We start from the raw sequence: 25,328 nt of genomic DNA on the forward strand, positions 1-25,328 counted from the left end.
TTTGAATGCAGTTCAAATGCAGTTATGCGCATATAACTTACCCCACACTTATCCTCTACGCACCCTACGTTGATAGGCAGCAGTTGCCATGAACCAGCTGGCCAATGTGATAACGGCGCACCATAAGAAAGCTTGCAGTAATGGGGCGGGCGGTTGTTGCAGCATCAATGCACGGATAGAGTGGATGATTGGCGACATTGGTTGATATTCAGCAAAAAGAGCCAATGCGTTGGGCATGCTGTCAGTAGGGACAAAACCCGAACTTAGATAGGGCAACAACGTCGTCAGAACTGTGAACATAGCGGCTGTTTCAGGACTTTTGGCAATCATACCGAATAATACAGACAGCCAAGTAAACGCAATTGTGAAGCAAAAAATCAACAAGAGGGCGATACACCATTCAATCACGCTGGCTTGCGGTCGAAAGCCGATCACTAATGCAACGAGTAAAACCACCAATGTACTCAAGAAACTGCGTAAGGCAGCAGCCAAAACATGCCCATTCAAGTAGGCTGATTTGGCGATATTCAAGGTAATCAAACGGGTGACCATTCCGGTCTGTAAATCTTGATTGACCATGACACCCACAGCGGATGCGCTTTGCGCGATGCATTGGACCAAGACCCCAGGTACGACAAAGTCCACATAATCGGTATTGCCGACATCCATAGCACCACCAAAGACATAAACGAACAGAATCATCAAAATAGCCGGGGTCAAAATGCCGCTGAATAACGCCTCCATATTACGAATAGACAGGAGTAGGTTGCGTTTGAACAATGTGTTGGTTTCGCTAAGTGTTTTCATGAGGTTCCTCCTTTTACAAGGGATAAGAAGATATCTTCTAAAGTTGCACTCGTTTGATTAAAACTTGTGATGGTGACGGGCAATTGATCGATTTGCTGCAGGAGCATAAATGCTTCTTTGAAGCTGGCATTGATGGGAAAGCTGATTGCAAGATTGGCTTCATCAATGGACACAGCATGATCCTTCAGATAATTGGTCACCACATCAAGGGATTGTTTATCCAAGAGAGTGACGGTCATCTGATTGGTTGGCGACAATGCTTTGATTTGTTGCGGTGTCCCTTCTACGATAATTCTGCCTTCGTGTAAAATCGCGATTTTGTCTGCTAGAAATTCGGCTTCTTCAAGATATTGGGTGGTCAAAAAAATCGTGCGTCCTTGATTGGCCAATTCTTTGATCATTTCCCACGTAGCCAACCGATTTTGCGGGTCCAATCCGGTGGTGGGCTCATCTAGGAATAAGAGGGTGGGGCTGCCAATAAAGCTCATGGCGATATCTAGTCGACGACGCATGCCGCCAGAGTATTGTTTCACTAGTCGTGAACTGGCTTCTTCCAGATCAAACCGGCGCAAGAGGTCATCAATCGTGGCTTTTTTATGGTCGATATGACGCAGGTCTGCGATCATTTGTAAATTTTCTCTGCCTGTTAATTCTGCGTCCACGGCCGAGAACTGCCCGGTCAAACTGATTTGTTCTCGGATCGCTGCAGTATCCTTTTTTGGGTCGCAACCATTGATCCAAACAGTGCCGTTGTCGAAAGGTGTAATCGTGGTCAGTATGTTGACTAAGGTCGTTTTGCCGGCCCCATTTGCACCCAAGAGAACAAAAATTTTCCCGGCGTGGATCGTTACATTGACATCTAGTAAGACTTCTTTGTCTTTATATGCTTTTTTTAGATGTTTCACGTGAAGCATTTCTTGCTTTTTGTTGATAACCATAGCGTCTTCCTCGTTTCTATAAGATAATTAGAGCATACCGCTGAATTGGATAGAGGATGTTCAAATTTCAATATATTGAAAAAGAAGGTGGATCAGATGAAAAGTTATGGTGCAACGATCAAAGCAATCCGTAAGAGTAAAGGATTATTATTGAAGGAACTAGTGGATGAACAGTTGTCTTTGTCCTTGCTGTCGCAATTTGAGAATGAGAAAACCACGATATCTTGCGAGCGGTTTCATTTGTTATTAGACAAATTAGAAGTTAGATTTGATGAATTTCAATTGTTGCAAACGGGACAAACACATTCGATAAAACAGGCAGAAATCCGCTCGTATGTCGTTGCAATGGGACCAGTTAGTCGTTTAGAGGAATTAGAAGCATTAGAAGCAAAGTATCAAAAATTACTACTATATCATCAACAACACTACTCTTTAGAACTGGATCATTTATTGCAGTTGTTCCGTTTTGACTTTTTGATGAAGCAAGATATCTTAAGTGGATTGCCGACGTTGGCAGCATATGAAAAGTATAGTGATTGTTTATTTGGCGCCAGACAATATCTACTCAATACCGATACGTGGGGTGTGTATGAATTACGATTATTTGCAAGAGTATCAGTTTCTATGGAAGCACCCTTACTGTGGCGGTGCTTACAATTGGCAATGAAAAAGAGTGATCAATTTTCCAAACTATCAGGCAATCAAGACATTCTATATGAAACATTCGCGACGGTATTTTCAGTTTTTTGCTTCTTCAAAAAAACCGACTACGCGGAAAAAACATTGCGTCTTTGGCGTAAGCGAGTGTCAAGGGAGGAACATATTCAAGAGGCAGTCTTTTTGCCCTTTTATGAAGGATGGGTGGCTTGGTTAAAGAAAGAGGACCGCGCAGAAGCTTGTATGGATCAAACATTGAACTTTTTGGAAATGTTGGGCCTGACAGGCAAGTTGGCAGAATACCAAGAATTGAAGCAATTGGTACTGAATGATAATTTCCCTGGAATTTTATTAAATGACCCGTTGCTTTCTGAGTAAAAAGAGTGTTAAATAGGGTAGAAGTGACAAAGTGTCAATAATTGGTATTTACCAATTATTGATGCTAAAATAGAAACATAAATAGTAGGTTTTTTTGTGAGAAAACGATTGACATGCCTATGAAACCGCCTTATGTTTAAGAATCAGAAAGGAAGTGATTAAAAATCAATAATAGCAAGCAAGTTGCTTCTTTTTTTAGCATGGGAGGAGTATATTCGTAATTGGAATTTTTCTTTCATTGGAATTATTATTATTTGTTTGGTTAGAAATAGGAGGATGTAAAATGGATATTGTGACATTAGCACGGATCCAGTTCGCAATGACGACGATTTTTCACTACTTTTTTGTGCCGTTCTCAATTGGAACGGGCGTCGTTGTGGCAATTATGGAAACATTATATGTAATCAAAAAAGATGAAAAATATAAACGCATGACGAAGTTTTGGGGCAATATTTTTCTCTTGAGTTTTGCTGTCGGTGTAGTGACCGGGATCATCCAAGAGTTCCAATTTGGAATGAATTGGTCAGATTATTCACGATTTGTTGGGGATATTTTCGGGGCCCCCCTGGCATTGGAAGCATTGTTGGCGTTCTTTTTGGAGTCAACTTTCTTGGGATTATGGATCTTTACGTGGGATCGTGTCAGTCCGAAGCTGCATGCGACTTTCTTTTGGCTGGTTACCTTAGGATCGATGCTTTCTGCATTTTGGATTTTAGCGGCCAATAGCTTTATGCAGCATCCAGTTGGCTACACGCTGAACAATGGTCGGGCAGAAATGACCGATTTCGGTGCGTTATTGGCCAATCCGCAAGTTTGGTATGAATTTCTCCACGTAATCACTGCGGCGATCGCTATGGGCGGAATCATTGTGGCTGGATTATCCGCGTTTCGTTTATTGAAAAAAGAGGAGGATATCGATCGTGATTTCTTCAAGAAATCTATGCGTATCGGTTTTGCCGTTGCCTTATTCGGCTCATTCACTGTGTTGCTTGCAGGGGATGAACAAATGAAATATTTAGTAGAAGAACAACCAATGAAATTTGCGGCGATGGAAGGTGCCTATGAAGATACTGGCAGTCCAGCTGCATGGACCGTGGTTGCTTGGGCAAATGAAGCGGAACACTATCAAGTATTTGGCGTGTCGATTCCATATATGTTGAGTATCTTGGCTTTTAATGAACCATTTGGATCCATCGATGGGATGGATACCGTTAATCAAGATTTGATTACCCGGTACGGGGAACGTAATTATTACCCACCGGTCAATACCTTATTCTGGAGTTTCCGTGTGATGGCTGGATTCGGTGCGTTGATGCTGCTGGTTTCTGGCTTGGGTCTTTTCTTCACCCGCAAGAAAAAACCGTGGCTCTTTGACAAACGTTGGATGCTTTGGGTGACAGGTCTTACCTTATTCACACCATTTATGGCCAATACGGCTGGTTGGTTGATTACTGAATTGGGTCGTTATCCTTGGACTGTATATGGCTTGTTCACGATTGAGGATAGTGTGTCACCAAATGTTTCTGCTACGTCATTGATGATCTCAAACACCGTATACTTCTTACTGTTTAGTGTGATGGGTGCAGCTATGATCTACTTAGTCAGACGTGAGATGAACCATGGTCCTGAAAAAGACGCCTTTGGCGAAATCAGCCAGAATGATTATGAAGATCCATTTGACAAGGAGGCGTTCCAAGAATGACCGGTTTACAATTATTGTGGTTTACGTTGATTGGGATTTTATTCTCAGGTTTCTTTTTCTTAGAGGGATTTGACTTTGGTGTCGGGATGTCTGTACAAACGTTGGCGCACAATGAAGACGAGAAAGATCAAATCGTTCAAACGATTGGGCCAGTCTGGGATGGCAATGAAGTGTGGTTACTGACAGCTGGTGGGGCGATGTTCGCCTCGTTTCCGTATTGGTATGCCTCTTTGTTTAGTGGTTTCTACTTGATTTTATTGTTGATTCTAGTGGGTCTGATCATTCGTGGTGTGTCTTTCGAGTTTCGGGCCAACTTCCCGAAAGAGCGGAAGAATATCTGGAATTGGACGTTGACGATTGGCAGTACGATGGTGCCGTTTTTCTTCGGATTGATGTTTGTTGCGTTGATCCAAGGAATGCCATTAGATGCGGACGGCAATATGATGGCGACCTTTACTGATTATGTCAATCCGTTTTCTGTCGTTGGCGGTATTGCGATGACGTTACTGTGCTATTTGCATGGCTTGAACTACATTGCCTTGAAAACAGAAGGACCAATTCGCGCACGGGCGCGTAATTATGCAAGCATTTTTTATGGTATTTTGTATGTCGGCTTGGTGGTATTTGCGGTTATGTTATATTACCAAACAGATTTCTTTGACCTTCACTTTGCGACGACATTGGGTTTGTTGATCGTTATCGTCTTATTGACGGTCTTAGCGAATGTCGGTGTTTTTAAAGGCATGGAAATGACCGCCTTTTTAGCCAGCGGCTTCACATTGATTGCATTGGTGGTCTTGATTTTCACGGGACTGTTCCCAAGGGTGCTGATCAGTTCATTGGATTCAAGTTATGATTTGCTGATTGCTGATGCATCATCCAGTCGATATACCTTGAAGATCATGAGTTATTTATCATTAACGATTTTGCCTTTTGTCTTGGCGTATACCGCTTGGAGTTATTATGTTTTCCGGAAACGGATCAAGCATACGGGGGCGTTGGAGGGATATAAATGATTGACAAACAGATCATGAAACTCCCTGGAATGAAACAATTATTGGGATTGCTCGCAGGATTATCTTTCCTGCAAGCTCTCTTTATTATCGGACAGGCCTATGGATTGGCAAGTGCCATTACTGGCTTATGGGAAGGACATCCTTTAAAGGAACAGTGGGGCTGGATTCTACTGTTCTTTTGTTCGTTTATTGCACGACAAGGTGTGATCTATGTGCGGGCACAAAAATTGGATACCTATAGTTACCAACAAGCGGCGGCTTTGCGAGATCAACTCCTTGAGAAGCTCTTTCGTGTAGGACCACAAATTGCGCAACAGCAAGGAACAGGAAATATCACCACCATGCTTTTGGAAGGAATCAACCAAGTAGAGAATTATCTGCAATTGATTCTGGCAAAAATCATGAATATGTCAATCATTCCATGGGTGATTTTGGCGTTGGTATTCTATCTTGATTGGGCATCCGGCGTGGTTTTGCTCTTAGTCTTTCCATTGATCATTATTTTTATGATCATTCTGGGTTATGCAGCCCAAAGCAAAGCCGAAAAACAGTATCGCACGTTTCAGCTGTTGTCCAATCACTTCATTGATACCTTGAGAGGCATCGATACATTGAAGTTGTTTGGGGTCAGCCAGAAATATGGGAAGAGCATTTTTGCTTCTAGTGAACGGTTCCGAAAAGCGACGATGGCTTCGTTGAAAGTTGGGATTTTATCAACCTTTGCGTTGGATTTCTTTACCACATTATCGATTGCAGTCGTTGCTGTTTTGCTGGGACTTCGGTTGATCAATGAAGGGATTTTCTTGTTTCCTTCGTTGACGATTTTGATTCTGGCACCTGAGTATTTCTTGCCGATCCGTGACTTTTCAAGTGACTACCATGCAACGTTAGATGGTAAAAATGCGATGACAGCAGTCACTGAGATTTTGAACCAACCAGAAGCAGCTATTGAAGCAGCTTCTGTTCCTCGTTGGCAAGAGCAAACCAATTTGACTTTATCTGGGGTTTCTTTTGATTATGAAGAGAAAACAGCCCTCGCGGACATCGATTTGTCCGTGACTGGTTTTAAAAAAATCGGCATCATCGGACTGAGTGGTTCAGGGAAATCGACGTTGATCAATCTATTGAGCGGCTTTTTTGTACCGAAGTCTGGTGAGATCGCGATTGATGGGACAGAGATAACAGCATTGCGCCAAGCGCAGTGGCAAGAACAATTGATTTATATTCCGCAAAATCCGTATATTTATCGGATGACGCTGCAAGAAAATGTGGCCTTCTATCAGCCGACTGCAACGAAAGAACAGGTTTTAGCCGCTATTGAAGTGGCAGGATTGACGGCCTTGGTGGATGAATTACCGCAAGGGTTGGCTACGATGCTTGGTGAAGGAGAGCGGCATTTGAGTGGCGGTCAAGCGCAGCGGATTGCATTGGCTCGGGCCTTTTTGGATCAAGAGCGGAAAATTTTGCTCTTTGATGAACCTACAGCGCATTTAGATATTGAAACAGAAGTGGCGTTGAAAGCGCGGATGTTGCCGCTGATGGAGAATCACTTGGTCTTCTTTGCTACGCACCGCTTGCATTGGATGGAAGAGATGGATGAGATTATTGTCATGGATCAAGGACAAATCGTGGAACGTGGTACATTGGCAGAATTACAAGCGAAACAAGGCGCGTTTACTGACTTGGTTCGTGGGATGAGGAGGGAACAAATTGAATAAAATTGGTTTATTCCAGTCATTAAAAACCGATGCATGGGTCAAACCGTTTTTAACGAAATACAAAAATGTATTGGCTTTGGCGTTGTTCCTAGGCTTTCTGACCTTTTTCTGTGGTGGCGCCTTAATGTTCAATTCTGGTTTTTTGATCAGTCGTTCCGCTTCTATTCCTGAAAATATCTTGTTGGTCTATATCCCTATCGTATTGACACGGGCTTTTGGGATTGGGCGTCCGGTCTTCCGCTATTTAGAACGATTGACGAGTCACAGCTGGGTCTTGCGTATGACTTCAAATTTGCGCTTAAAGCTCTACAATGTTGTGGAAAAGGATGCGATATTCTTTAAACAAGCGCATCGTACCGGAGACATTTTAGGATTATTGGCTGAGGACATCAACCATATCCAAAATCTATACTTGCGGACGATTTTTCCGACGGTGATTGCATGGATCCTTTATGTCTTTTTGATCATCGGATTGGGGTATTTTTCTTGGTGGTTTGCGATAGTGATGCTGCTATTACTAGGTATCGTGGTCGTTGTGCTGCCATTGTGGTCTGTTGTGGTCAATGGGGCACGACAAGAAAAGCAGAAACAAATGAAAAACCATTTATATACCACACTGACAGACAATGTCTTGGGTGTCTCCGACTGGGTCTTTTCCCAACGAGGGACAGAATATGTGGCGGGGCATAAAGCATTAGAAGCTGACTTGCGTACAATAGACGAGAAAATCAAACAGTTTGACCGCCGTCGCGACTTTCTTTTACAAGGCACCTTTGGCGTGATTGCTGTGGCATTGCTTGTTTGGGCAAGCAGCCGTTTCCCAGGTGTGTATGGCGGATTGGCCAACTGGATTGCGGCCTTTGTGTTGTGTGTCTTTCCATTGATCGATGCCTTTGCACCCCTGCCGAGTGCGGCGCAGGAAACCAATGTCTATAAAGATTCCATCGATCGTTTCAATGCACTGCCCGAAGAACAAGCTGCGATTCTTGCAGCAAATGCTGTGAAGCCAGAAGGCCCAGTGGAATTGACCGTCAAAGATGTGCATTTCCATTATCCTGAGGGAAAAGAAGTGCTTCATGGGCTAGACTTGACGATTGCTGGCCATCAAAAATTAGCGATTCTGGGTCGCAGTGGCTCGGGGAAAAGTACCTTTGCCTCATTGCTGCGGGGGGATTTGATACCGACAGAAGGCAGCATTTTGATCAATGGGCAGCCTGTTGCTGATTTTGGTGATGGTATCAGTGAGGTAATCGGCGTCATCAATCAAAGCCCATACTTATTCCATACTACGATTTTGAATAATTTGCGGATCGGGAATGAGGCTGCTTCTGAAGAAGATGTGTGGCAAGTGTTAGATCAAGTAGGATTGAAGGACATGGTATCTTCTTTGCCGGATGGATTGGCAACAATGGTCGATGAAGCGGGGTTGCGTTTTTCTGGTGGCGAACGGCATCGATTGGCTCTGGCGCGTATCTTATTAAAAGATACACCAATTATTTTATTGGATGAACCAACAGTTGGCTTGGATCCTATTACCGAACAAGGGGTATTAGAAACCTTCTTTCAAGTTTTGGATCACAAAACAATTATTTGGATCACGCATCATTTACAAGGGATTTCGATGATGGATCGGGTCATTTTCATTGAAGATGGCCAGCTGACCATGAGCGGATCACCCGCGAAACTTGCCGCTGAAAATGCCCATTTCCAACAATTACTAGCGATTGATCAAGGTCGGATCTAAAAAAAATAGCGTCCATCGTGAAGATGGACGCATCCTTGATCAGTAGTCGCGCTGCAATAGCAATTCTGTTAATGAGCGGATTTTTTTTCTACTAGGTGTATCTGGGAGTTGATCGATTGCAGCAAGCGCTTCTTGCGTGTAGCCAATCGCAAAATCGGTAGCCTTTTGGACGCCGTCATAGGTGTGAACGAGGGCAGCAACTTCTTTGGCCTCTTCAACAGATAATGTGTCTTTTTTGTTGAGATAAGGGGCAAAAGCTTCTGGTGCTTGCGCTTTGGCAAACAACAAAGGCAACGTGTAAACACCCTGTGCAAGGTCTTCCAATACTGGCTTCTTCAATGTCCCGCTATCAGATGTATAGTCTAAGATATCATCAAAGACTTGAAACGCAATCCCGATGTCACGGCCAATCTCGCCAGCAAGCTGTTGATCTGCTTCGGAGAGACCGCCAAAATGGGCGCCTTCCAGACAAGCGAGCCAAAACAATTCGGCTGTCTTGCCGTTGATACTTTGTAAATACTCTTCAACGGTTTCATTGACGTTGTAGCGGGTATGCATTTGATCCAGTTCTCCTAAAAGCAGGCGCTTCATGGCTTGCGCATTGGTCATAAGGAACGGTGATCCGTTCATGCTGTCAATCAGTAACTCAAAAAATTGGGTGAACAAAAGGTCACCCGTGTAGACAGCAATGTCTTTTCCATATTTTGCTTGGACAGTGGTGCGACCGCGCCGCAATGGGGAGTCGTCAATGATGTCGTCATGGATCAAAGTGGCCATATGCAAAATTTCTAAAGAGGCAGCAATTTTCGTTAGTTGGTCGGTTTTTTTATAATGGGGATCGCCTAAGTCAGCAAACAATAAAAAGAGTGCGGGCCGTAGCATTTTTCCACCTGAATAAGTAAAGTCGATCAAAACATCTTGTATTTCTTTGTTACGTACAGTGACACGTTCTTCAATGATCGAACAAACGGTTTTCAATCGTTCATCGATCGTCGGATAATCGATCCAAAAGTCAAACATAGTATAACCCTTTCTAACAGTCATTCAGCCCTTATTCTAGCTTAAAGCGCGACGGTTGACTAGTTTAATGCACTTTTTAAAGGAGGTGAATTTGTGACTCTCTCAGTATTTTTAGAACTTGTAGAATTTAAAGCAAAAACGGCGAGTATTTTGCCCTTTTTTATCGGTATTTGCTATAGCTGGTATAATTATCAGTCGATTCATTTAGGGTATGTCTTGTTGTACTTTGCGGCGATGCTGATTTTCAATATGGCAGTCGATATTTTAGACAATTACAATGATTATCACCATGCAACAGAAGTCCATGACTATAAAGAAAAAACCAATATCATTGGTCGGGAACAATTATCCGTCAAACTGGTTTTTTGGTTGATGGTAACGATGATCACTGTTTCAGCGTTGATGGGGATCGGCTTAGCGATCGTTGTTGGCTGGCCGTTGTTTTGGATGGGGTTGTATTGTTACTTGGTTGGTATCTTTTACTCCTCAGGTCCACGGCCATTGTCAAGTTTGCCATTAGGTGAATTCTTCTCAGGCTTTACCATGGGCTTTATGATTTCTTTGATCTGTGTGTATTTAAACGCTTATCAGGTCTTCGAATGGAATACCGCTACCATCGGCAGTATTTTCTTGGTCTCTTTACCCAATACATTGTGGATCGCCAATCTGATGTTGGCCAACAATATCTGTGATTTGGATGAAGATGAAAAGAACAATCGCTATACATTGGTACATTATCTTGGTAAACCTCTGGCATTACGGCTGTTTGCGGCGATGAATATCCTTGCTTTTGTCGCTATTGCTGTCTCTGCTATTTTGGCTATTGCCCCCTGGTCAATGGTTTTGACCTTCTTGGTGGCACCTTTTGTCTGGAAACAGACAAAACGATTAATGGAAAAACAAATCAAAAGAGAAACCTTCATTTGTGCGGTTCGGATCTTAGCGGTCGGTGCCTCAGTGCAAGTGATCACGTTTGCTCTAGGTTTGATTTTATAATTTTGTGATAGAAAGAAAGGAAGTAAAGAAACATGAAGGAAGTTGTCATTTTAGGCGCAGGATACGCTGGTTTGCGTGCCTTACACGTACTACAAGGAGCAAAAGGAGATTTTCATATCACACTGATCGACAAAAACGATTATCATTATGAAGCAACGGATCTCCATGAAGTCGCAGCGGGCACGCAACCCCGCGATCGTATCAGTTATCCTATTATGGATGTTGTGAAGACAAATAAAACGACATTTGTCCAAAAAGAAGTCGCAACGATTGACCGTGACCAACAAGTGATCACCTTCAAAGACCAAACAACAAGTACCTATGATTATTTGATCGTAGCTTTAGGCTTTGAATCAGAATCTTTCGGCATCCCAGGTGTTGAAGAACATGCATTAGAAATGGTGGATGTTGATTCAGCAGAAGCAATCTATCATCATTTATTGAAACAAATGCAAGACTACAAACAAACCAAAAATCCAGACTTACTAAAAATCGTAGTCTGTGGCGCAGGTTTTACCGGCATTGAGTTACTGGGTTCATTGGTCGAAAACCGCAAAACCTTTGCGAAAGCAGCAGGTGTTAAACCAGAAGAAATCAAACTATATTGTGTAGAAGCCGTGACACGCTTGTTGCCGATGTTTGAAGAAAAATTATCTGATTATGGTATCAGCAACTTGGTGAAGTGGGGCGTCAACTTCTTGACGGGCAAACCAATCAAAGAAATCAAACCAGGCGTAGTGATTTACCAAACAGATGTAGAATCTGGTGCGACAGAAGCCTTAAGTGCCAAAACGATTATTTGGACGACAGGGGTTAGCGGCAGTCATGTGATGGCGGACTCAGCATTCTCTGCACGAAGAGGTCGTGTAATGGTCAACCAAACATTGACAGATCCAGAACATGATCATGTGTACGTTGTTGGCGATGTGTCTGCTGTCTTAGATCCAGCAACCAATCGTCCCTATCCTACCACTGCTCAGATTGCCTTAAAGATGGGACAACATGCGGCGAAAAATATCTTACGCCAAATGAACGGAGAACAACCCATTGATTTCCACTTTGAATCACTAGGCTCTGTGGCATCGATCGGCAACACCCATGCCTTTGGACTCGTTGGAAAAATGGCTGTCAAAGGTTATCCAGCTTCATTTGTCAAAAAAGCCATTATGGATCGCTCATTATATCAAACTGGCGGCGTCAAAGAAGTATTGGCGAAAGGTCGATTTGATTTTTACCATTGAGTTGAAAGAAGGACCCGTACGAATCACGTACAGGTCCTTTTTTTTGAATGTAAAAATGGCTGTTCTATGAGAATGTATTACAATTGGTTCATTATTTGTTCGTATTAATCCCCCCTTTTTTAATAATTCATGTTACAATAAAAAAGATTAAAAAGTGGATTTTCGGAGGGATTAAATGACATTACGTAAAGAACGGCGCCGGCTAGAGCAACGCCTTAAACGCACACAATATACCCAAAAAAGTATCACGATGGCGACTACGCTCGTTGCGGGGTCAACATTAATCCCGGCATTAGGACATGCAGCCGAAACGTCCATAACGGAAACGACGGATACTCAAGCAGAAATCGCTGCACAAAGTACAGCAGCGACAACGGATGATTCAACAACTGATTCAACGGCAGTTGCTGAAACAAATGTGCAATCAGATACGACAGCAACGATTGGAACTGAAGCGGAGACCAGTGTGTCTGAGACAGTAGAATCAACTGAAACCAGTGAATCGACAATCACAGAAGATACGGCAACTAGTGAGACAGCAGACACGACGGAAACAACGTCTATCCCAACGATCAGTCGCGCATTACTAGCAAGAACAGCGATTGATACTACAGGCTTTATCAATCAAATCAGTAGTCATGCAACCGAAGTAGCTGCCGCTAATGATTTGTATGCCTCTGTGATGATGGCACAAGCGATCTTAGAATCGGGGTGGGGTACCTCGACACTGACAACTACGGCCAATAATATGTTTGGCATCAAAGGTAGTTACAACGGTGAATCAGTGACGATGAACACATATGAAGATGATGGTTCAGGCAATTATTATGTCATCAGTGCAAAATTCCGCAAGTATCCTTCATTGAAGGAGTCTTTCCAAGACAATGCATATGTATTGAGAACCACAAGTTTTTCTAGTGGCAATTATTATTACAGCGGTGCGTGGAAAAGCAATACGACTTCTTATACGCAAGCAACTGCATGGCTACAAGGTCGGTATGCTACGGATACATCATACGCAAGCAAATTAAATAATTTGATCTCTACGTATAATCTGACGCAATATGACACAAGCAGCAATAACGATAGTAATGAAAGCAACGATAGTGTATCTTCAGATGAAACAGCAATCAGTCAACAAATGAAGACGACGGCTGCGATGAATATACGTCAAGATGCATCAACGAGTGCAACGATTACTGGGTCTGTGGCGGCAAATACAACCGTCAGTGTCACAGCTTCCAAGACAGGAACTGCAGTGAATGGCAATACGACTTGGTATAAAATTTCAGGCAAAGGCTGGGTCAGCGGTGCATATGTCACCAAGATCAGCAGCGATACCTCAAGTAGTAATAGCGGCTCGAGCACTAATACGAGCAGTGGGACAACGATCAATAAACAGATGAAGACTACAGCTGCAATGAATATTCGTTCGGATGCCTCAACCAGCAGTACGGTGGTTGGGTCACTATCTTCAGGGACGACAGTGACGGCAACAGCGACCAAAACGGGTACATCAGTCAATGGCAACAAAAATTGGTACTATGTATCTGGCAAAGGCTGGGTCAGTGGCGCTTATCTGACAGAAGTCACAACGAATACGTCAAATAACAGCTCAAGTAATAGTTCAAGTAATAATTCAAGCAGCAATACAACAATCAATCAAAAAATGAAAACCACAGCTGCATTGAATGTTCGCTCGGATGCCTCAACGAGCAGTAGTGTTGTTGCGGCAGTAACGAAGGGTGCGACGGTGACTGTTACAGCAACCAAAACAGGGACGTCAGTCAATGGCAGTAAGACATGGTATTACGTGTCAGGCAAAGGGTGGATCAGTGGCGCGTATGTCACGAGTGTCAGTTCCTCTTCAAATGCGTCTAGCTCATCGAGTGCATCATCAACAATCAATCAAAAAATGAAAACCACTGATACGCTGAATATTCGTTCGGATGCGTCAACGAGCAGTTCGATTACCGGTTCTTTGAGTAAAGGGACAACAGTGACTGCCACAGCCACTAAGACCGGTACAACAGTCAATGGAACAAATAAATGGTATTATGTGTCAGGCAAAGGCTGGGTCAGCGGTGCGTATCTTTCGACTGTATCAAGTTCTACAAACACATCAAGTACCTCCAGTAGTTCAAATACGACTTATCACACAGTAAAATCTGGCGATAGTTTATGGGCATTGGCACAAAAATATGGCACCAGTATCAGCACGATCACTTCTTGGAATAAATTAAGCAGCAATGTCATTTATGTAGGACAGAAATTGGTCGTAGCGAAATAAGCGATGCGTTTTACAAAAAGAGTGAGAACACACTATACAATAGAGCCAAAAGAGCGTATTAGTCATTGACTAAGCGCTTTTTTTTCGTCAAACTATAGAAAAAGTGTAAGGGGTGAAGACTATTGAAGAAAATCATTTATCGAGGCATGATGGATGGGCTGGCTACGGATCGGGCTGTTCGTGCACACAAGTATGACATGATCCATCATTGGCATCCTGAGTGCGAAATACAATATTATATTGAAGGGCATCGGTCGTTCTTCATAGATGAGGAAGAGTACCATGCGCAAGCCGGGTCTTTGGTATTGATCAAGCCCCAAAGTATTCATCATACCTATTCACATAAGCATCTTTATCACGATCGGATACTTCTGCTTTTAGAAGCTGATAAATTTAAAGCGGTTTCCAATTATTTAGGCAATGATTTGGTTGCTTTTTTCGAAGACTATCATGGATTGATACAAATACCATTCGATCAACAAGAAACGATGCATCAACTATTCAAGAATATAGCAGAGGAAGTAATAGAAAAAAAACAAGGTTATCAACAGTTCGTTGGTGTAAAATTGATAGAATTATGTTTAATGATCCAACGTATGCAAGAGCGCAAGCTCGTTGTTGGGCCGCTGAAAACAGCGGGTCAAGTATCAGATATACGAATCGATCAAATCAAACAATATATTCGCGGCCATCTGGCCACACGTCTATCCGTCCAGCAGATAGCAGAAGATTTTCATATTGATCAGTCTCATCTTTGCAGGTTATTCAAGAATGCAACAGGATATACGATCACAGAGTATGCCAATATCTATCGTGTCAAGGAAGCACAGCGTTTACTAGAAGATACCGACATAAGTTTGACCAATATTGCTATCTTGACGGGCTTTCATCATATTACTTATTTTAATCGTGTGTTTAATAAATATACAGAAACCTCTCCTTTACAATATCGCAAAAAGAAAAGCAATTATAAGAAAAGTTTACGAGAAAAGAACAATCTTTGACTTGTGAAAAAAAGCACTTTTGCTGTGGATTTAAAATCAAAATAGTATAAAAATGGCCGAAAACTATCACATATTTGTGCAAATATTTCTCACCTATTGTTGGGAGAAATATTATTCGTTAGAATCAAGTAAGCGAATACATTTCGTTAAAAATGATAACGTGTGCATAAAGTGAAGGAGGAAACAAAAGTGAAGAAAAAGCATCTTAAAGTAATCGTTGTCGGTCTTTTCAGCACGGTGTTGTTTGCAGGCTGCGGGTCTGGCAATGACACAACAAGTGGCACAAGGGAAAGTGATACAGCGAGTGATCCATTGGAAGAGGAGGTGACCATCAAGTTTTCATGGTGGGGGGCTGACAACCGGCATGATGCAATGCAAGACGTGGTCGATCTTTTCCAAGAGGAACACCCGAATATCACGGTTCAAGTTGAATACGGTGCATGGGATGGTTGGCAAGAAAAAACGTTGACGCAACTATCTGGGAAAACAGAAGCTGATGTGATGCAGGTCAACTATAATTGGTTGTTTTCTTTTGGGAAAGGGAAAAATATCTTTTTGGATCTTAACGAAGTAAACGACTATCTTACGTTGGGCAATTGGGAGCGTTCATACCTAGAATCCATGCAAGTGGACGGAGAGCAAGCCGCAGTTCCTCACGGGATGACAGGTCGTGTACCCCTAATGAACCAGGAGTTGTATCAGTCAAATGGGTTAGATTTGCCGTTGACCTATGACGACTTGCTGGCAGCAGCTGAAGTGATCGCAAAAGACAACACTGCGACTGGAGAGGACAATCAATATGCCTATATGAACGTTGGCGAGTTCTCATTAGATTTGTTTATTGCTCAAATGCTATACAACTATACCGGAAAAATCATGCAAACGGAGGGTACTGTCAACTATACCGTTGATGAAGTCAAAGCTGTCTTAGAAAAATATAAAGCATTGGAAGATGCCGGGGCATTGCCTAACTTTGCGCAAACAAGCCCAATCGATACTGAATCAAATCCGCAATGGGTCGAAGGCAATGCAGGTTCCGTCTATGAATGGGCGAACTCACTTGCTAAATGGACTGCTTCTTATAAGGGCGGGGATGCAATGGATGAAATGGTCGTTGGCGATTTCTTACAAATAGATGCAGATACCCAACCGAACATTTATGTGAAACCGAATTTTGGCTACGCCATCTCTCGCAATACCAAGCATCCGGAAGCTGCAGCAACATTTATTGAATTCCTTTTTACCAATGAAGCAGCTGTGAAAGCTTCAGGTGATGCACTAGGTATTTCAAGCAATAGTGTCACTTACGACTATCAAGTAGACAATGAGTTGGTTGAAGGCGCAGTTGCGCAAGGGTATGAAAAATTGGATCAGTATGAGCAGACTGTATTAGATCCTTATTTTGAAGATGAAAATGTTCGTGGTGAACGGTATACAGTTTATGAAGCATACCGTACAGGCAAGTTTGACGCAGATGAAGCGGCCCAACAATTTATTGATAAACAACAGGCGGCGCTTGATAAATATTATCAAGAGTAGGCACAAAAAAGGAACGAAGACGTTTTCCTGAAGTCGTTCCTTTTTTTATTCTATGGATCCTTGTGAGAATCACAAAGTGCGTGATTTTGAACGAACAAAAATGAAAAGAGGGAAGGAACATGTTGAAGTCACTAAAGAAAACAAACTGGACGATCTATTTGATGCTATTGCCATGGATCTTTGGCTTTTTAGTGTTTAAAGTCTATCCGATCATAGTGTCCTTTTATTATAGTTTGTTGGAGTATCCTATATTAGGTGATCCAACATTCATTGGCTTACAAAATTATATTGAGATATTTACCAAAGATGATACCTTTACAGCCAGTTTTTTTGCAACGATCAAATATGTATTGATTGGCACACCAGCTGTTGTACTTGTTTCCTTTGCCGTTGCAGCCATTTTGAATTTTAAACTAAAAGGCGTTAATTTTTTTCGTACCGCTTATTATATTCCCTCGATTCTGGGGGGAAATGTTGCAGTATCCATTTTATGGTCGATGCTGTTTGATGTGAATGGTCCTGTCAATACTGTTTTAAGTGTATTCACGTTCGGTGGTGATGTCGCAATCAATTGGACCAAAGATCCGCAGTTTGCTATTTTTACATTGATTATTTTGAAAACATGGCAATTTGGTTCAACGATGTTGATCTTTTTATCTGCTTTGCAAGGGGTATCCAAAACAGTATATGAAGCAGCTGAAATGGATGGGGCGTCCAAAATTCGCCAATTGTTCAGTATTACTGTGCCAATTATTACACCTGTGATTCTATTTAATGCGGTCAATGTATTGGTTAAGGCCTTTCAAGAGTTCAATTCCGCCTATCTGATCACCAAAGGCGGACCAAACAAAACCACTTACTTTTTAAACCTGTATATTTATGATCAAGCATTCCAAAATGGGAATTACGGGTATGCGAGTGCGTTGACTTGGATATTGCTTGTTATTATCGGTATCTTCACGGTGATTATTTTTAAATCATCCAACCGATGGGTATTCTACAATGATTAGGGGGAATAGAGATGGAGATGAGTAAATCCCGCAGGCGTGTCAATGAAATCATTCGGTATGGTTTGTTAGTGTTGGTAGGGATCATCTTGATTTATCCATTGCTATGGATGATTGGCTCTGCATTTAAAGAAAATAGAGATATTTTTGGCAGTTTAAGTATCTTCCCGCCCAAAGATCGGGTCGTCACTTCGAATTTTGCCGATGCGTGGCAACTGACACGAGATCGCTCAATCTGGTTCTTTTTTGGTAATACGTTAAAGTTTCTGATTCCCAAAACAATTTTTACCGTTCTTTCTTGTGTGATCACAGCCTACGTGATTGCCCGCAAATCATTTAAAGGGAAAAAGTTTGTTTTTGGCGCGGTCATTGTGACATTGTTGATGCCGGAACTGGCCTTTAGGATTCCGTTGTATCTGTTGTATCGTGAGGTAGGGCTCCTTGATACCTTTGCTAGTTTATATGTTGCGGATATTTTTGCGAGTTCTTCCTTCTTTGTCTTCATGATCATTCAGTTCATGCGGACGATTCCGAAAGAATTGGATGAAGCAGCGGTCATGGATGGCTGTAATGAATTACAAATTCTTTTTAAGATCATTATTCCTGTGATCAAGCCAATCCTGATTACAGTCGCATTGCTTAGTTTCATGTGGGGGATGAATGATTTTCAAGGACCGTTGATCTATCTGAATAGTTCCGACAAGACCGTTCTTTCCGTCGCCCTTAAACAGTTGTTGGATGGTGAAGCGATGGTATCCTATGGACGCGTATTTGCTGCATCTTGTTTGGGTCTGTTGCCAATGATTGCAATTTTCTTTATGGGTTCACGCTATTTTGTGGATGGTGTCGCATCGACAGGCAGTAAAGAATAGTGAGGGAAAAGAGGATGATGTTCAAACGGATTTGTGCGCAGTTGATTGATTTTGTGATGGGTATCATCACGATTTATTTGATATTTGTTTTTGTGCTGCCCCTCTATAGTCATCTTGTACCGAATGATTTTGCGGCAGTATGCATCGCGATTGTTCTGATGGGCGCATTGTATTTTGGCTTACAGTATCCCTTTATGCAAAATCACCAAACACTGGGGAAAGCATTCTTTCATTTAGCCATCGTGTCGACGGATCCTTACCGAAAAGATGTGTCCGTGGCGGTGATCATCCAACGAGAAATTTTATGTAAAGTGATGAGTTGTTTCTTTATTTGTGTTCCGTTATTTTTTGGGAAAGCAGGCGGACATGAAGAATCAACCCACACCAAACTTGTTCAGCTTTCCTAGAAAAGGAGAATCCGCTTGGAAAAAATAGCACTTTATTTCGATCAGTTGTTAGACCAGTCGTCACCACAGGCACCCATTTGGAATCAAGAGGCACTACTGGAAGATCAACCATTGTCATGGAGTTATATCGATGGCTGTATGATGTTGGCTGTACAGAAAATGTATCAAGTGACTAAGGATGAAAAATATCTGAATTTTATGGAACACTTTATTGATTTTTATATTGATGAAGCAGGTCATCCGCTAGGGTTTAAAGAAAGTACGTACAATAGCGATGCCATCAATGAAGGCAAAGTCTTGTTTCAACTGTATGACATCACCAAAAAGGAGAAGTATCGTAAGGCCATCGAGAATCTCTATCGACAAGTTCAATTACAGCCTAGGACATCAGAAGGCAGTTTGTGGCATAAATTGATTTATCCGCAACAAGTTTGGCTAGATGGTTTATATATGGTCCAGCCTTTCTCCGTGATGTATGAAGTACGCTATCAAAAGCAGCCAGCGATCGGTGAAGCGATGCTGCAATTCGAAACGGTGGCAGCAAGAATGAGAGATAGCGCGACGGGGCTTTACTATCATGGATATGATTGCAGCAAGTTGGCTTTTTGGGCGGATGATCGAACAGGTTGCAGTCCGCACTTTTGGACAAGGTCGATAGGCTGGTTTGCGATGGCTTTAGTCGATACAGCCGCTTTCCTTAAACAGACTGGGACATGGAAAAAGGAACAAGAGCAATTACAAGTATATTTACGTTCATTATTAGAAGCATTGCTTCCTTTTCAAGACCAAGCATCTCACTTATTCTTTCAAGTGACCGATGCCGGCAAGCGGCCGGGGAATTATTTGGAAACAAGTGGTTCAGCAGCACTGGCGTATGTGATGATGAAAGGCTATCGGACGGGCTTACTGTCAAAAGAATATGGGGTACGCGGAGAACAAATCCTGACTAGCTTGCATGCGCGGAAACTAATTGAAACACATGAAGGTTTTTCTCTAAAGGACATCTGTTTGGTTGCAGGATTGGGTGGCATGCCAGGAAAAGGAGCCTACAAGGAAAGGGATGGCTCTTTCGCTTATTATATTTCCGAGCCAGCTGTTGAAAATGATGCCAAAGGAATCGGACCGCTTGTCTTTGCTTATACTGAATGGCTGTTGTTGCATCAGTAACACGTAAGCTGAGGTGATCACTTGTTGAATGAACGATGAGTAAGCGCAATCAAATCATTTGTTCCATCCTATTATCCTGCGTTACAATAGAGGTGTAGCGCAGTTGATGATTCAACTGTAAACTACTACATCATATTGAGCGAAACGTAAGTATAATAAGGAGGATTTCAAATGACAAAGAGAAACCTAACGATTATTGGTAGTTACGATACGCGCACAGAAGTATTGCCGGTGATTGAACAATTAGCAGCTGAAGGATACAGTAAAGACGATATTGTGGTATTTGCAAACAAGACAGTGATCGATCAATTTGACTTGGATACGATACCTGATGTAGACGTTGAAACAACAACTGCTGATGACAATGACCGATCGCTTTGGGAAAAAATCAAAGATGCATTTTCTTTCGGTGATCACGCATTTGGTGATGATGAGGATGATCCGTTATTTGGGTATCGCAGCGATATTGAACAAGGTAAACTTGTTGTAGGGGTCCACGACTATCGTCCAATGGATAAAGTAACAGAGCATGAAGCAGCAACGATCGATACACCACTTCCGGGAGAAACAGCATTTCCTGATGAATCAGTGGAACCAACGCCGCGTTTAGGCGATAGTGATATCGAAGCGCCGATTCATGATCCCAACCATTTACGCAATTTGTAATCAATCGCTGTCCATCAGCCAGAAATAAGCCGATTATGCAAGTATCTAGTAGCCGTTACCTGGCTTCAGATACTTGTTTTTTTTCTTGAACAGGTCCATCAAAGAGTTTGTGACATATTTGACAACAAAACTTAATTTGTTGACGAGGGGCTTTTTTTGTATAATGATATGTAGAAGACAAATTGTTGCATGAAGTTCTAGCCATCAAAATGGAGAGAGGCGGGGCATACGATGAAATTTAAATTGCATTTACAATCGGCGCTTGTAAGTTGCGGCGTTGCCGTCTTTTTAAGTATGGCCATCAATCAAGATGCAAATGCGTTCGTAGCAGCACCTTTCGTGCGTAACTCCTCCAGTAGTTCTTCGGAAGCGCCTGTTCAAACAGCCAGCAGCACGACTGTTGATACAACGGGCTCCAGCAGTATTTATTATGAAGCGAGTGTCAGTACCTATAGTGAAATCCATACGAATACGCAGAGTGAAGATACTTCCTCTTATGAGCAGTCGTCTGAGTCGGTCAGTGTCTCTACGAATGAAGAGAGCACATCAATATCTCAAGAAGAGAGCAGTGTCATACCTTCTAGCAGTGTTTCTGTACCAGAGAGTGAGTCATCCACTTCTACGAGTACATCCAGCAGTTCATCTAGTACATCAGAAACGCAGGAAACCACATCTCAGTCTAGTTCTTCCAGCAGCTCTAGTGTAGAACCTTCCACAAGCTCTTCTAGCAGTGAAGAAGCAGTCGAGGAAAACACGGGTAATTCTGATGTAGCCATTGACAATCAAAACGAATCTGTCTCTTCAAACGCAAAGAATCAGCATGAGACTGTAGTGAATGTAAATAAATAAAAAAGCACCTTGTCCGGTGATTCCTTCTATCTTTGAATCAAGTCAATACAAAGAAGTATGCAGGTCAGGTGTTTTTTTGATGGAAAAAAATGAGTGATTCTTAAGCATATCTGGAAGAAAATCACGTATTTTTCGCTATAATAACCTGAAAGGAGGCGTCGTATGGGAAGGTATTTCAAACATTTTGAAAAAATGATCAGTGTGATCGTTGACATAATGCTAGGGTTGTTGGTATTACTCGTTTTAGTCGTTATGGCAGAAGCTATTTATAAAATTGTGCTCCATGTGATTCCATTGAGCGAAGTCAGCGATCTTTCTTTGCTGATTGAAGAGATCGCTACACTCTTTATTTTATTAGAAATCATTTTGATGTTGTTGCGGTATGTAAAGGAAGGACACCATATACCGGTGCGTTATCTGATTTTGATCAGCATTACAGCGATTTTAAGAGAATTGTTATTGGCGCAGGGAAAAGGACTGGATACACTGTTATTGGCTTTGGCGATTTTGATATTGATTTTTGTTTTACAGGCTTTAGAAAAACTGAAGGCGTTTCACAGCTCTAAAGAATTGTAAGGGAAGCACTGGCAAACATGATAATAGCAGTACCACTAACAGGATGATTGTTGGTGGTACTGCTATTTGATTTGATCAATCAAAGCGCTGCTTTCCTTTTGTAATCGGGCACCTATATCTGTTTGTGCAACTAAGATCCTTTCACTTTGACGGACCACCAATCTTTTATGGCTCACGATATCGATGCGCGCGTCGATGGCTTTTTTGCGATTTGTGAAGGATTGATGGGCAGCAAGTGTCATGCCAAAAGAGTTTGACAACAAAGTATAGCCGGCGATACCAGTGACAGACTGATAGGAACGAGACAATCCGCCGTCGATCACCAATAGCTTGCCATTGGCTTTGATGGGTGTTTCCCCTTTTCGGACTTTGACTGGTGTATGGCCATTGATGATATGACCAGTTGCGGGTAATCCGAACGCTTCTAGCAGGCGACAACAAAAATCTTCCTCTTCCCGCAAGGTATAGTAGGCATTTTTTTGCTCCCGGTGGGTCATAGGATCGGCAATGAAATAGCGCTCAAAAGTTTTCATGGCTTTTTTGCCAAATAATGATGAACCTTCTCCGCACCACAAGTACCAAATCATGTCAGTCGCCAAGTCATCTTGAATGTGGGGGGCTGCGAAGCTTGCTGTCAAACAGTCTTGGAAAAAAAGCATTAATTCTTTCCCCTGATAGCTTGTTCCGCCAAAGATAAAAGCCATAAAATCACCGTTTTCCTGACAAGGCATACAGCCGTGAAATAGGAGGTTCCCGTTTGATTGGTGAAATAGTGTTCCTTTTTCTGTTAAAAACTGCAGATGTTGTTTCAAACGAATGGATGCTTGGCATTGTGCCATCAAGTCGTTGATAATCATTTCTTCTTCTTTGGTCAGACGATAAGGGTCGTTTGGATCCACAGTGTGAAAGCACGCGTTGATTAAAGGATACTCTTTATCGATATGCAGGGTCTGGCGATCGGCATCTACTAGATGGAGCAACAAGCGATCGTCCATAGCAAATTCTGGTCGCCTTTGAATGACTGCTGCTTCTAGTTTAAACTGAATGATCGCAAAGGCTTGTTGTAGCAGCATGGCTTCTTCTTTTTGTTCGGCAGATAAGGCATCAACGGCGTGTCGCGGATAGAAAGCTTGGTTTTCTGTATAATACTTGCGGCTAAACGCAACTGCACGAGACAAATCGATGGCATAGCTATCTTGCAGCAAATGTAAATTGCCATAACGAGCTGCAATCCGCAGTACATTGGCTAAGCAAGGCAGAGATCCGCAAAAGCTGCCGATCCATAAAATATCATGGTTGCCTAACTGAATATCAAGAGAAGGAAAAGCCATTAAACGGTCGATGATTTTGTCTGGTGCGGGCCCACGGTCGTAGATATCACCTAGGACATGCAAATGATCAACGACAAAACGCTGAATCAAAAATGCCAATTCTTTACAAAAGAGCGGTGCAGTATCTAATGCAATGATCTGCTCAAAAATAGCATTGTAGTAAGCCTCTTTGTTGAAATCAGCGTCGTATTGGTACAGCAGTTCTTCCAAAATATAGGCAAATGCAGGCGGCAACGCTTTACGGACCTTTGAACGGGTGTACTTGCTGGATGTATATCGGGCGACTGCCACCAATTGCTCCATCAGTGTTTGCCAGTCCTGTGCATCTAAATGCTTTTCCATTAATAGCTCTTCAGGATAGTAAATCAAAAAGCACAACTCAGTTTGCTCAGCAGCTGATAAACTGTCGACGAACAATGTGACGATTTTTTCGCGGATACTGCCGGAACCATTACGCAGTATATGGTCAAAAGCCTCGTACTCGCCATGCAGATCGCTGACAAAGTGTTCGGTTGCTTTGGGTAGTTGTTGAATGGCAGCCAAATTGATAATCTCTGTCAAACTTTCCAGTCTATCTGCTTCAGTCATAGGATATACCTTTTAAGCCTTCTTCGATCCATAAGGCACTTTCCTCAATCGATCGTTGGCTGACATTGATGATTGGAATCGCCAGTTTTTGGAACCATTCTTCTGCATAAGAAAGTTCAGTTTTGATTCGATCTAGATCTGTGTAAAGGGTATCTTCTTTCAAACCAAGTGATACGATTCGTGAACGGCGAATGGCTGCCAAACTTTCAGCGTGCGTCGTCAAGCCAACCATTTTCCTAGAATCGAGGTCATGGATCTCTTTAGGCAAAGCAACTTCCGGAATCAGCGGCAGATTGGCTGTCTTATATCCACGATTGGCCAAGTAGAGACTCAATGGTGTTTTTGACGTCCGTGACACACCTAGTAAAACCAGATCCGCTTCAAGAAAGCCACGGGGGTCTTTGCCGTCATCATACTTAACTGCGAATTCCATTGCTGCAACGCGGCTAAAGTAGGCTTGATTCAAACGATGGAGGGCACCAGGTTCTTGCACTGCAGGAATCCCGACACTTGTTTCGATCAAATGGGTCAAAGGTGACATCAGATCCACGTACTGCAAGCCAGTACGCTGTGCAAATGATTGGACATAAGCTACGAGCTCTTTGTTGACTAATGTAGTGACGACGATGGCTTTCTCAAGTAATGCGTCCTTGAGTATCTCAGTCAAGTTGTCTTCATCTTTGGTAAATGGAAACAATTGAATGTCAGATAAATCAATCGTTGGAAATTGGGCGGAAACTGCAGCAATCAATTTTTGTGCCGTTTCGCCAACTGAGTCTGAAATCAAATACAACCGAATATGTTCCATGTGTTTG

22 protein-coding genes are annotated in these 25,328 nt (G+C 42.4%); 17 read left to right on the forward strand and 5 right to left on the reverse strand.

Translation table 11 applies throughout. The features are described from left to right. Positions 1-48 precede the first annotated feature (48 nt). Positions 49-807 carry an ABC transporter permease gene (locus A5886_RS00485; RefSeq protein WP_086273156.1) on the reverse strand — a complete coding sequence of 253 codons (759 nt, stop codon included), beginning with the start codon at positions 805-807 and terminating at the stop codon, positions 49-51. Next, positions 804-1,745, reverse strand: a complete 942-nt coding sequence (locus A5886_RS00490; protein ID WP_086273157.1) for an ABC transporter ATP-binding protein — start codon at positions 1,743-1,745, stop codon at positions 804-806. The genes A5886_RS00485 and A5886_RS00490 overlap by 4 nt, the downstream gene beginning before the upstream one ends. 96 nt (positions 1,746-1,841) lie before the next feature. Between A5886_RS00490 and A5886_RS00495 the strand changes: the two genes are divergently transcribed. From A5886_RS00495 to cydC, 5 genes are all read left to right on the forward strand, one after another. Further along, complete coding sequence (locus A5886_RS00495) at positions 1,842-2,780, forward strand: Rgg/GadR/MutR family transcriptional regulator (protein WP_086273158.1); 939 nt, start codon at positions 1,842-1,844, stop codon at positions 2,778-2,780. A gap of 283 nt (positions 2,781-3,063) precedes the next feature. Further along, positions 3,064-4,482, forward strand: a complete 1,419-nt coding sequence (locus A5886_RS00500) for a cytochrome ubiquinol oxidase subunit I (RefSeq protein WP_086273159.1) — start codon at positions 3,064-3,066, stop codon at positions 4,480-4,482. Continuing rightward, positions 4,479-5,498 (forward strand): cytochrome d ubiquinol oxidase subunit II, encoded by a 1,020-nt coding sequence (gene cydB / locus A5886_RS00505; RefSeq protein WP_086273160.1) that lies wholly within the window; start codon positions 4,479-4,481, stop codon positions 5,496-5,498. The genes A5886_RS00500 and cydB overlap by 4 nt, the downstream gene beginning before the upstream one ends. After that, positions 5,495-7,216: a thiol reductant ABC exporter subunit CydD gene (gene cydD / locus A5886_RS00510; RefSeq protein ID WP_086273161.1), complete on the forward strand. Its 1,722-nt coding sequence runs from the start codon at positions 5,495-5,497 to the stop codon at positions 7,214-7,216. The genes cydB and cydD overlap by 4 nt, the downstream gene beginning before the upstream one ends. Then, complete coding sequence (gene cydC, locus A5886_RS00515) at positions 7,209-8,960, forward strand: thiol reductant ABC exporter subunit CydC (protein WP_086273162.1); 1,752 nt, start codon at positions 7,209-7,211, stop codon at positions 8,958-8,960. Before cydD ends, cydC begins: the two co-directional genes overlap by 8 nt. A 39-nt stretch (positions 8,961-8,999) precedes the next feature. Here cydC and A5886_RS00520 read toward each other — a convergent pair whose 3' ends face one another. Then, positions 9,000-9,980: a polyprenyl synthetase family protein gene (locus A5886_RS00520; protein ID WP_086273163.1), complete on the reverse strand. Its 981-nt coding sequence runs from the start codon at positions 9,978-9,980 to the stop codon at positions 9,000-9,002. Between the two features lie 93 nt (positions 9,981-10,073). On the opposite strand from A5886_RS00520, the gene A5886_RS00525 reads away from it, so the two are divergent. From A5886_RS00525 to A5886_RS00580, 12 genes are all read left to right on the forward strand, one after another. Next, a complete protein-coding gene (locus tag A5886_RS00525; RefSeq protein WP_086273164.1) occupies positions 10,074-10,976 on the forward strand; it encodes a prenyltransferase in 903 nt (300 codons plus the stop codon). Between the two features lie 32 nt (positions 10,977-11,008). Then, positions 11,009-12,217 carry an NAD(P)/FAD-dependent oxidoreductase gene (locus A5886_RS00530; protein ID WP_086273165.1) on the forward strand — a complete coding sequence of 403 codons (1,209 nt, stop codon included), beginning with the start codon at positions 11,009-11,011 and terminating at the stop codon, positions 12,215-12,217. A 175-nt stretch (positions 12,218-12,392) separates the two neighbouring features. Further along, positions 12,393-14,507 carry an SH3 domain-containing protein gene (locus tag A5886_RS00535; RefSeq protein WP_086273166.1) on the forward strand — a complete coding sequence of 705 codons (2,115 nt, stop codon included), beginning with the start codon at positions 12,393-12,395 and terminating at the stop codon, positions 14,505-14,507. Positions 14,508-14,629: 122 nt separating this feature from the next. After that, entirely contained in the window at positions 14,630-15,511 is an 882-nt protein-coding gene (locus A5886_RS00540; RefSeq protein ID WP_086273167.1) for a helix-turn-helix domain-containing protein, read from the forward strand. A gap of 189 nt (positions 15,512-15,700) precedes the next feature. Further along, positions 15,701-17,050 carry an ABC transporter substrate-binding protein gene (locus A5886_RS00545; protein WP_086273168.1) on the forward strand — a complete coding sequence of 450 codons (1,350 nt, stop codon included), beginning with the start codon at positions 15,701-15,703 and terminating at the stop codon, positions 17,048-17,050. 119 nt (positions 17,051-17,169) lie between these two features. Then, a complete protein-coding gene (locus tag A5886_RS00550) occupies positions 17,170-18,060 on the forward strand; it encodes a carbohydrate ABC transporter permease (RefSeq protein WP_179189943.1) in 891 nt (296 codons plus the stop codon). An 11-nt stretch (positions 18,061-18,071) separates the two neighbouring features. Beyond that, the gene (locus A5886_RS00555) at positions 18,072-18,929 is read left to right on the forward strand and encodes a carbohydrate ABC transporter permease (protein WP_086273169.1); all 858 of its coding nucleotides are present in this window, start codon (positions 18,072-18,074) and stop codon (positions 18,927-18,929) included. Positions 18,930-18,943: 14 nt separating this feature from the next. After that, a complete protein-coding gene (locus tag A5886_RS00560; protein ID WP_086273170.1) occupies positions 18,944-19,336 on the forward strand; it encodes an RDD family protein in 393 nt (130 codons plus the stop codon). 15 nt (positions 19,337-19,351) lie between these two features. Further along, on the forward strand, positions 19,352-20,503 hold the full coding sequence (locus A5886_RS00565; protein WP_086273171.1) for a glycoside hydrolase family 88/105 protein: 1,152 nt from the start codon (positions 19,352-19,354) through the stop codon (positions 20,501-20,503). 171 nt (positions 20,504-20,674) lie between these two features. Next, positions 20,675-21,169, forward strand: coding sequence for a general stress protein (locus tag A5886_RS00570; RefSeq protein WP_086273172.1), 495 nt, complete (start codon positions 20,675-20,677; stop codon positions 21,167-21,169). 231 nt (positions 21,170-21,400) lie between these two features. After that, entirely contained in the window at positions 21,401-22,018 is a 618-nt protein-coding gene (locus tag A5886_RS00575; RefSeq protein ID WP_086273173.1) for a hypothetical protein, read from the forward strand. Between the two features lie 162 nt (positions 22,019-22,180). Continuing rightward, positions 22,181-22,594, forward strand: a complete 414-nt coding sequence (locus tag A5886_RS00580) for a phosphate-starvation-inducible PsiE family protein (protein WP_086273174.1) — start codon at positions 22,181-22,183, stop codon at positions 22,592-22,594. A gap of 62 nt (positions 22,595-22,656) precedes the next feature. On the opposite strand, the gene A5886_RS00585 is transcribed toward A5886_RS00580, so the two are convergent. Together A5886_RS00585 and A5886_RS00590 are read right to left on the reverse strand one after the other, a co-directional pair. Next, positions 22,657-24,513, reverse strand: coding sequence for a fructose-1,6-bisphosphatase (locus A5886_RS00585; RefSeq protein WP_086273175.1), 1,857 nt, complete (start codon positions 24,511-24,513; stop codon positions 22,657-22,659). Next, entirely contained in the window at positions 24,506-25,321 is an 816-nt protein-coding gene (locus tag A5886_RS00590; protein WP_086273176.1) for a pyruvate, water dikinase regulatory protein, read from the reverse strand. Before A5886_RS00590 ends, A5886_RS00585 begins: the two co-directional genes overlap by 8 nt. Positions 25,322-25,328: the final 7 nt, after the last annotated feature.

It is taken from the genome of Candidatus Enterococcus testudinis (genome assembly GCF_002140915.1).
GTDB lineage: Bacteria > Bacillota > Bacilli > Lactobacillales > Enterococcaceae > Enterococcus_D > Enterococcus_D testudinis.

Excerpts from the sequence above, each read along its gene's own strand:
- A5886_RS00485 (WP_086273156.1), bottom strand. The coding sequence starts at position 807 with ATGAAAACACTTAGCGAAACCAACACATTGTTCAAACGCAACCTACTC.
- A5886_RS00490 (WP_086273157.1), bottom strand. The coding sequence starts at position 1,745 with ATGGTTATCAACAAAAAGCAAGAAATGCTTCACGTGAAACATCTAAAA.
- A5886_RS00495 (WP_086273158.1), top strand. The coding sequence starts at position 1,842 with ATGAAAAGTTATGGTGCAACGATCAAAGCAATCCGTAAGAGTAAAGGA.
- A5886_RS00500 (WP_086273159.1), top strand. The coding sequence starts at position 3,064 with ATGGATATTGTGACATTAGCACGGATCCAGTTCGCAATGACGACGATT.
- cydB (WP_086273160.1), top strand. The coding sequence starts at position 4,479 with ATGACCGGTTTACAATTATTGTGGTTTACGTTGATTGGGATTTTATTC.
- cydD (WP_086273161.1), top strand. The coding sequence starts at position 5,495 with ATGATTGACAAACAGATCATGAAACTCCCTGGAATGAAACAATTATTG.
- A5886_RS00520 (WP_086273163.1), bottom strand. The coding sequence starts at position 9,980 with ATGTTTGACTTTTGGATCGATTATCCGACGATCGATGAACGATTGAAA.
- A5886_RS00530 (WP_086273165.1), top strand. The coding sequence starts at position 11,009 with ATGAAGGAAGTTGTCATTTTAGGCGCAGGATACGCTGGTTTGCGTGCC.
- A5886_RS00535 (WP_086273166.1), top strand. The coding sequence starts at position 12,393 with ATGACATTACGTAAAGAACGGCGCCGGCTAGAGCAACGCCTTAAACGC.
- A5886_RS00550 (WP_179189943.1), top strand. The coding sequence starts at position 17,170 with ATGTTGAAGTCACTAAAGAAAACAAACTGGACGATCTATTTGATGCTA.
- A5886_RS00555 (WP_086273169.1), top strand. The coding sequence starts at position 18,072 with ATGGAGATGAGTAAATCCCGCAGGCGTGTCAATGAAATCATTCGGTAT.
- A5886_RS00560 (WP_086273170.1), top strand. The coding sequence starts at position 18,944 with ATGATGTTCAAACGGATTTGTGCGCAGTTGATTGATTTTGTGATGGGT.
- A5886_RS00570 (WP_086273172.1), top strand. The coding sequence starts at position 20,675 with ATGACAAAGAGAAACCTAACGATTATTGGTAGTTACGATACGCGCACA.
- A5886_RS00575 (WP_086273173.1), top strand. The coding sequence starts at position 21,401 with ATGAAATTTAAATTGCATTTACAATCGGCGCTTGTAAGTTGCGGCGTT.
- A5886_RS00580 (WP_086273174.1), top strand. The coding sequence starts at position 22,181 with ATGGGAAGGTATTTCAAACATTTTGAAAAAATGATCAGTGTGATCGTT.
- A5886_RS00585 (WP_086273175.1), bottom strand. The coding sequence starts at position 24,513 with ATGACTGAAGCAGATAGACTGGAAAGTTTGACAGAGATTATCAATTTG.
- A5886_RS00590 (WP_086273176.1), bottom strand. The coding sequence starts at position 25,321 with ATGGAACATATTCGGTTGTATTTGATTTCAGACTCAGTTGGCGAAACG.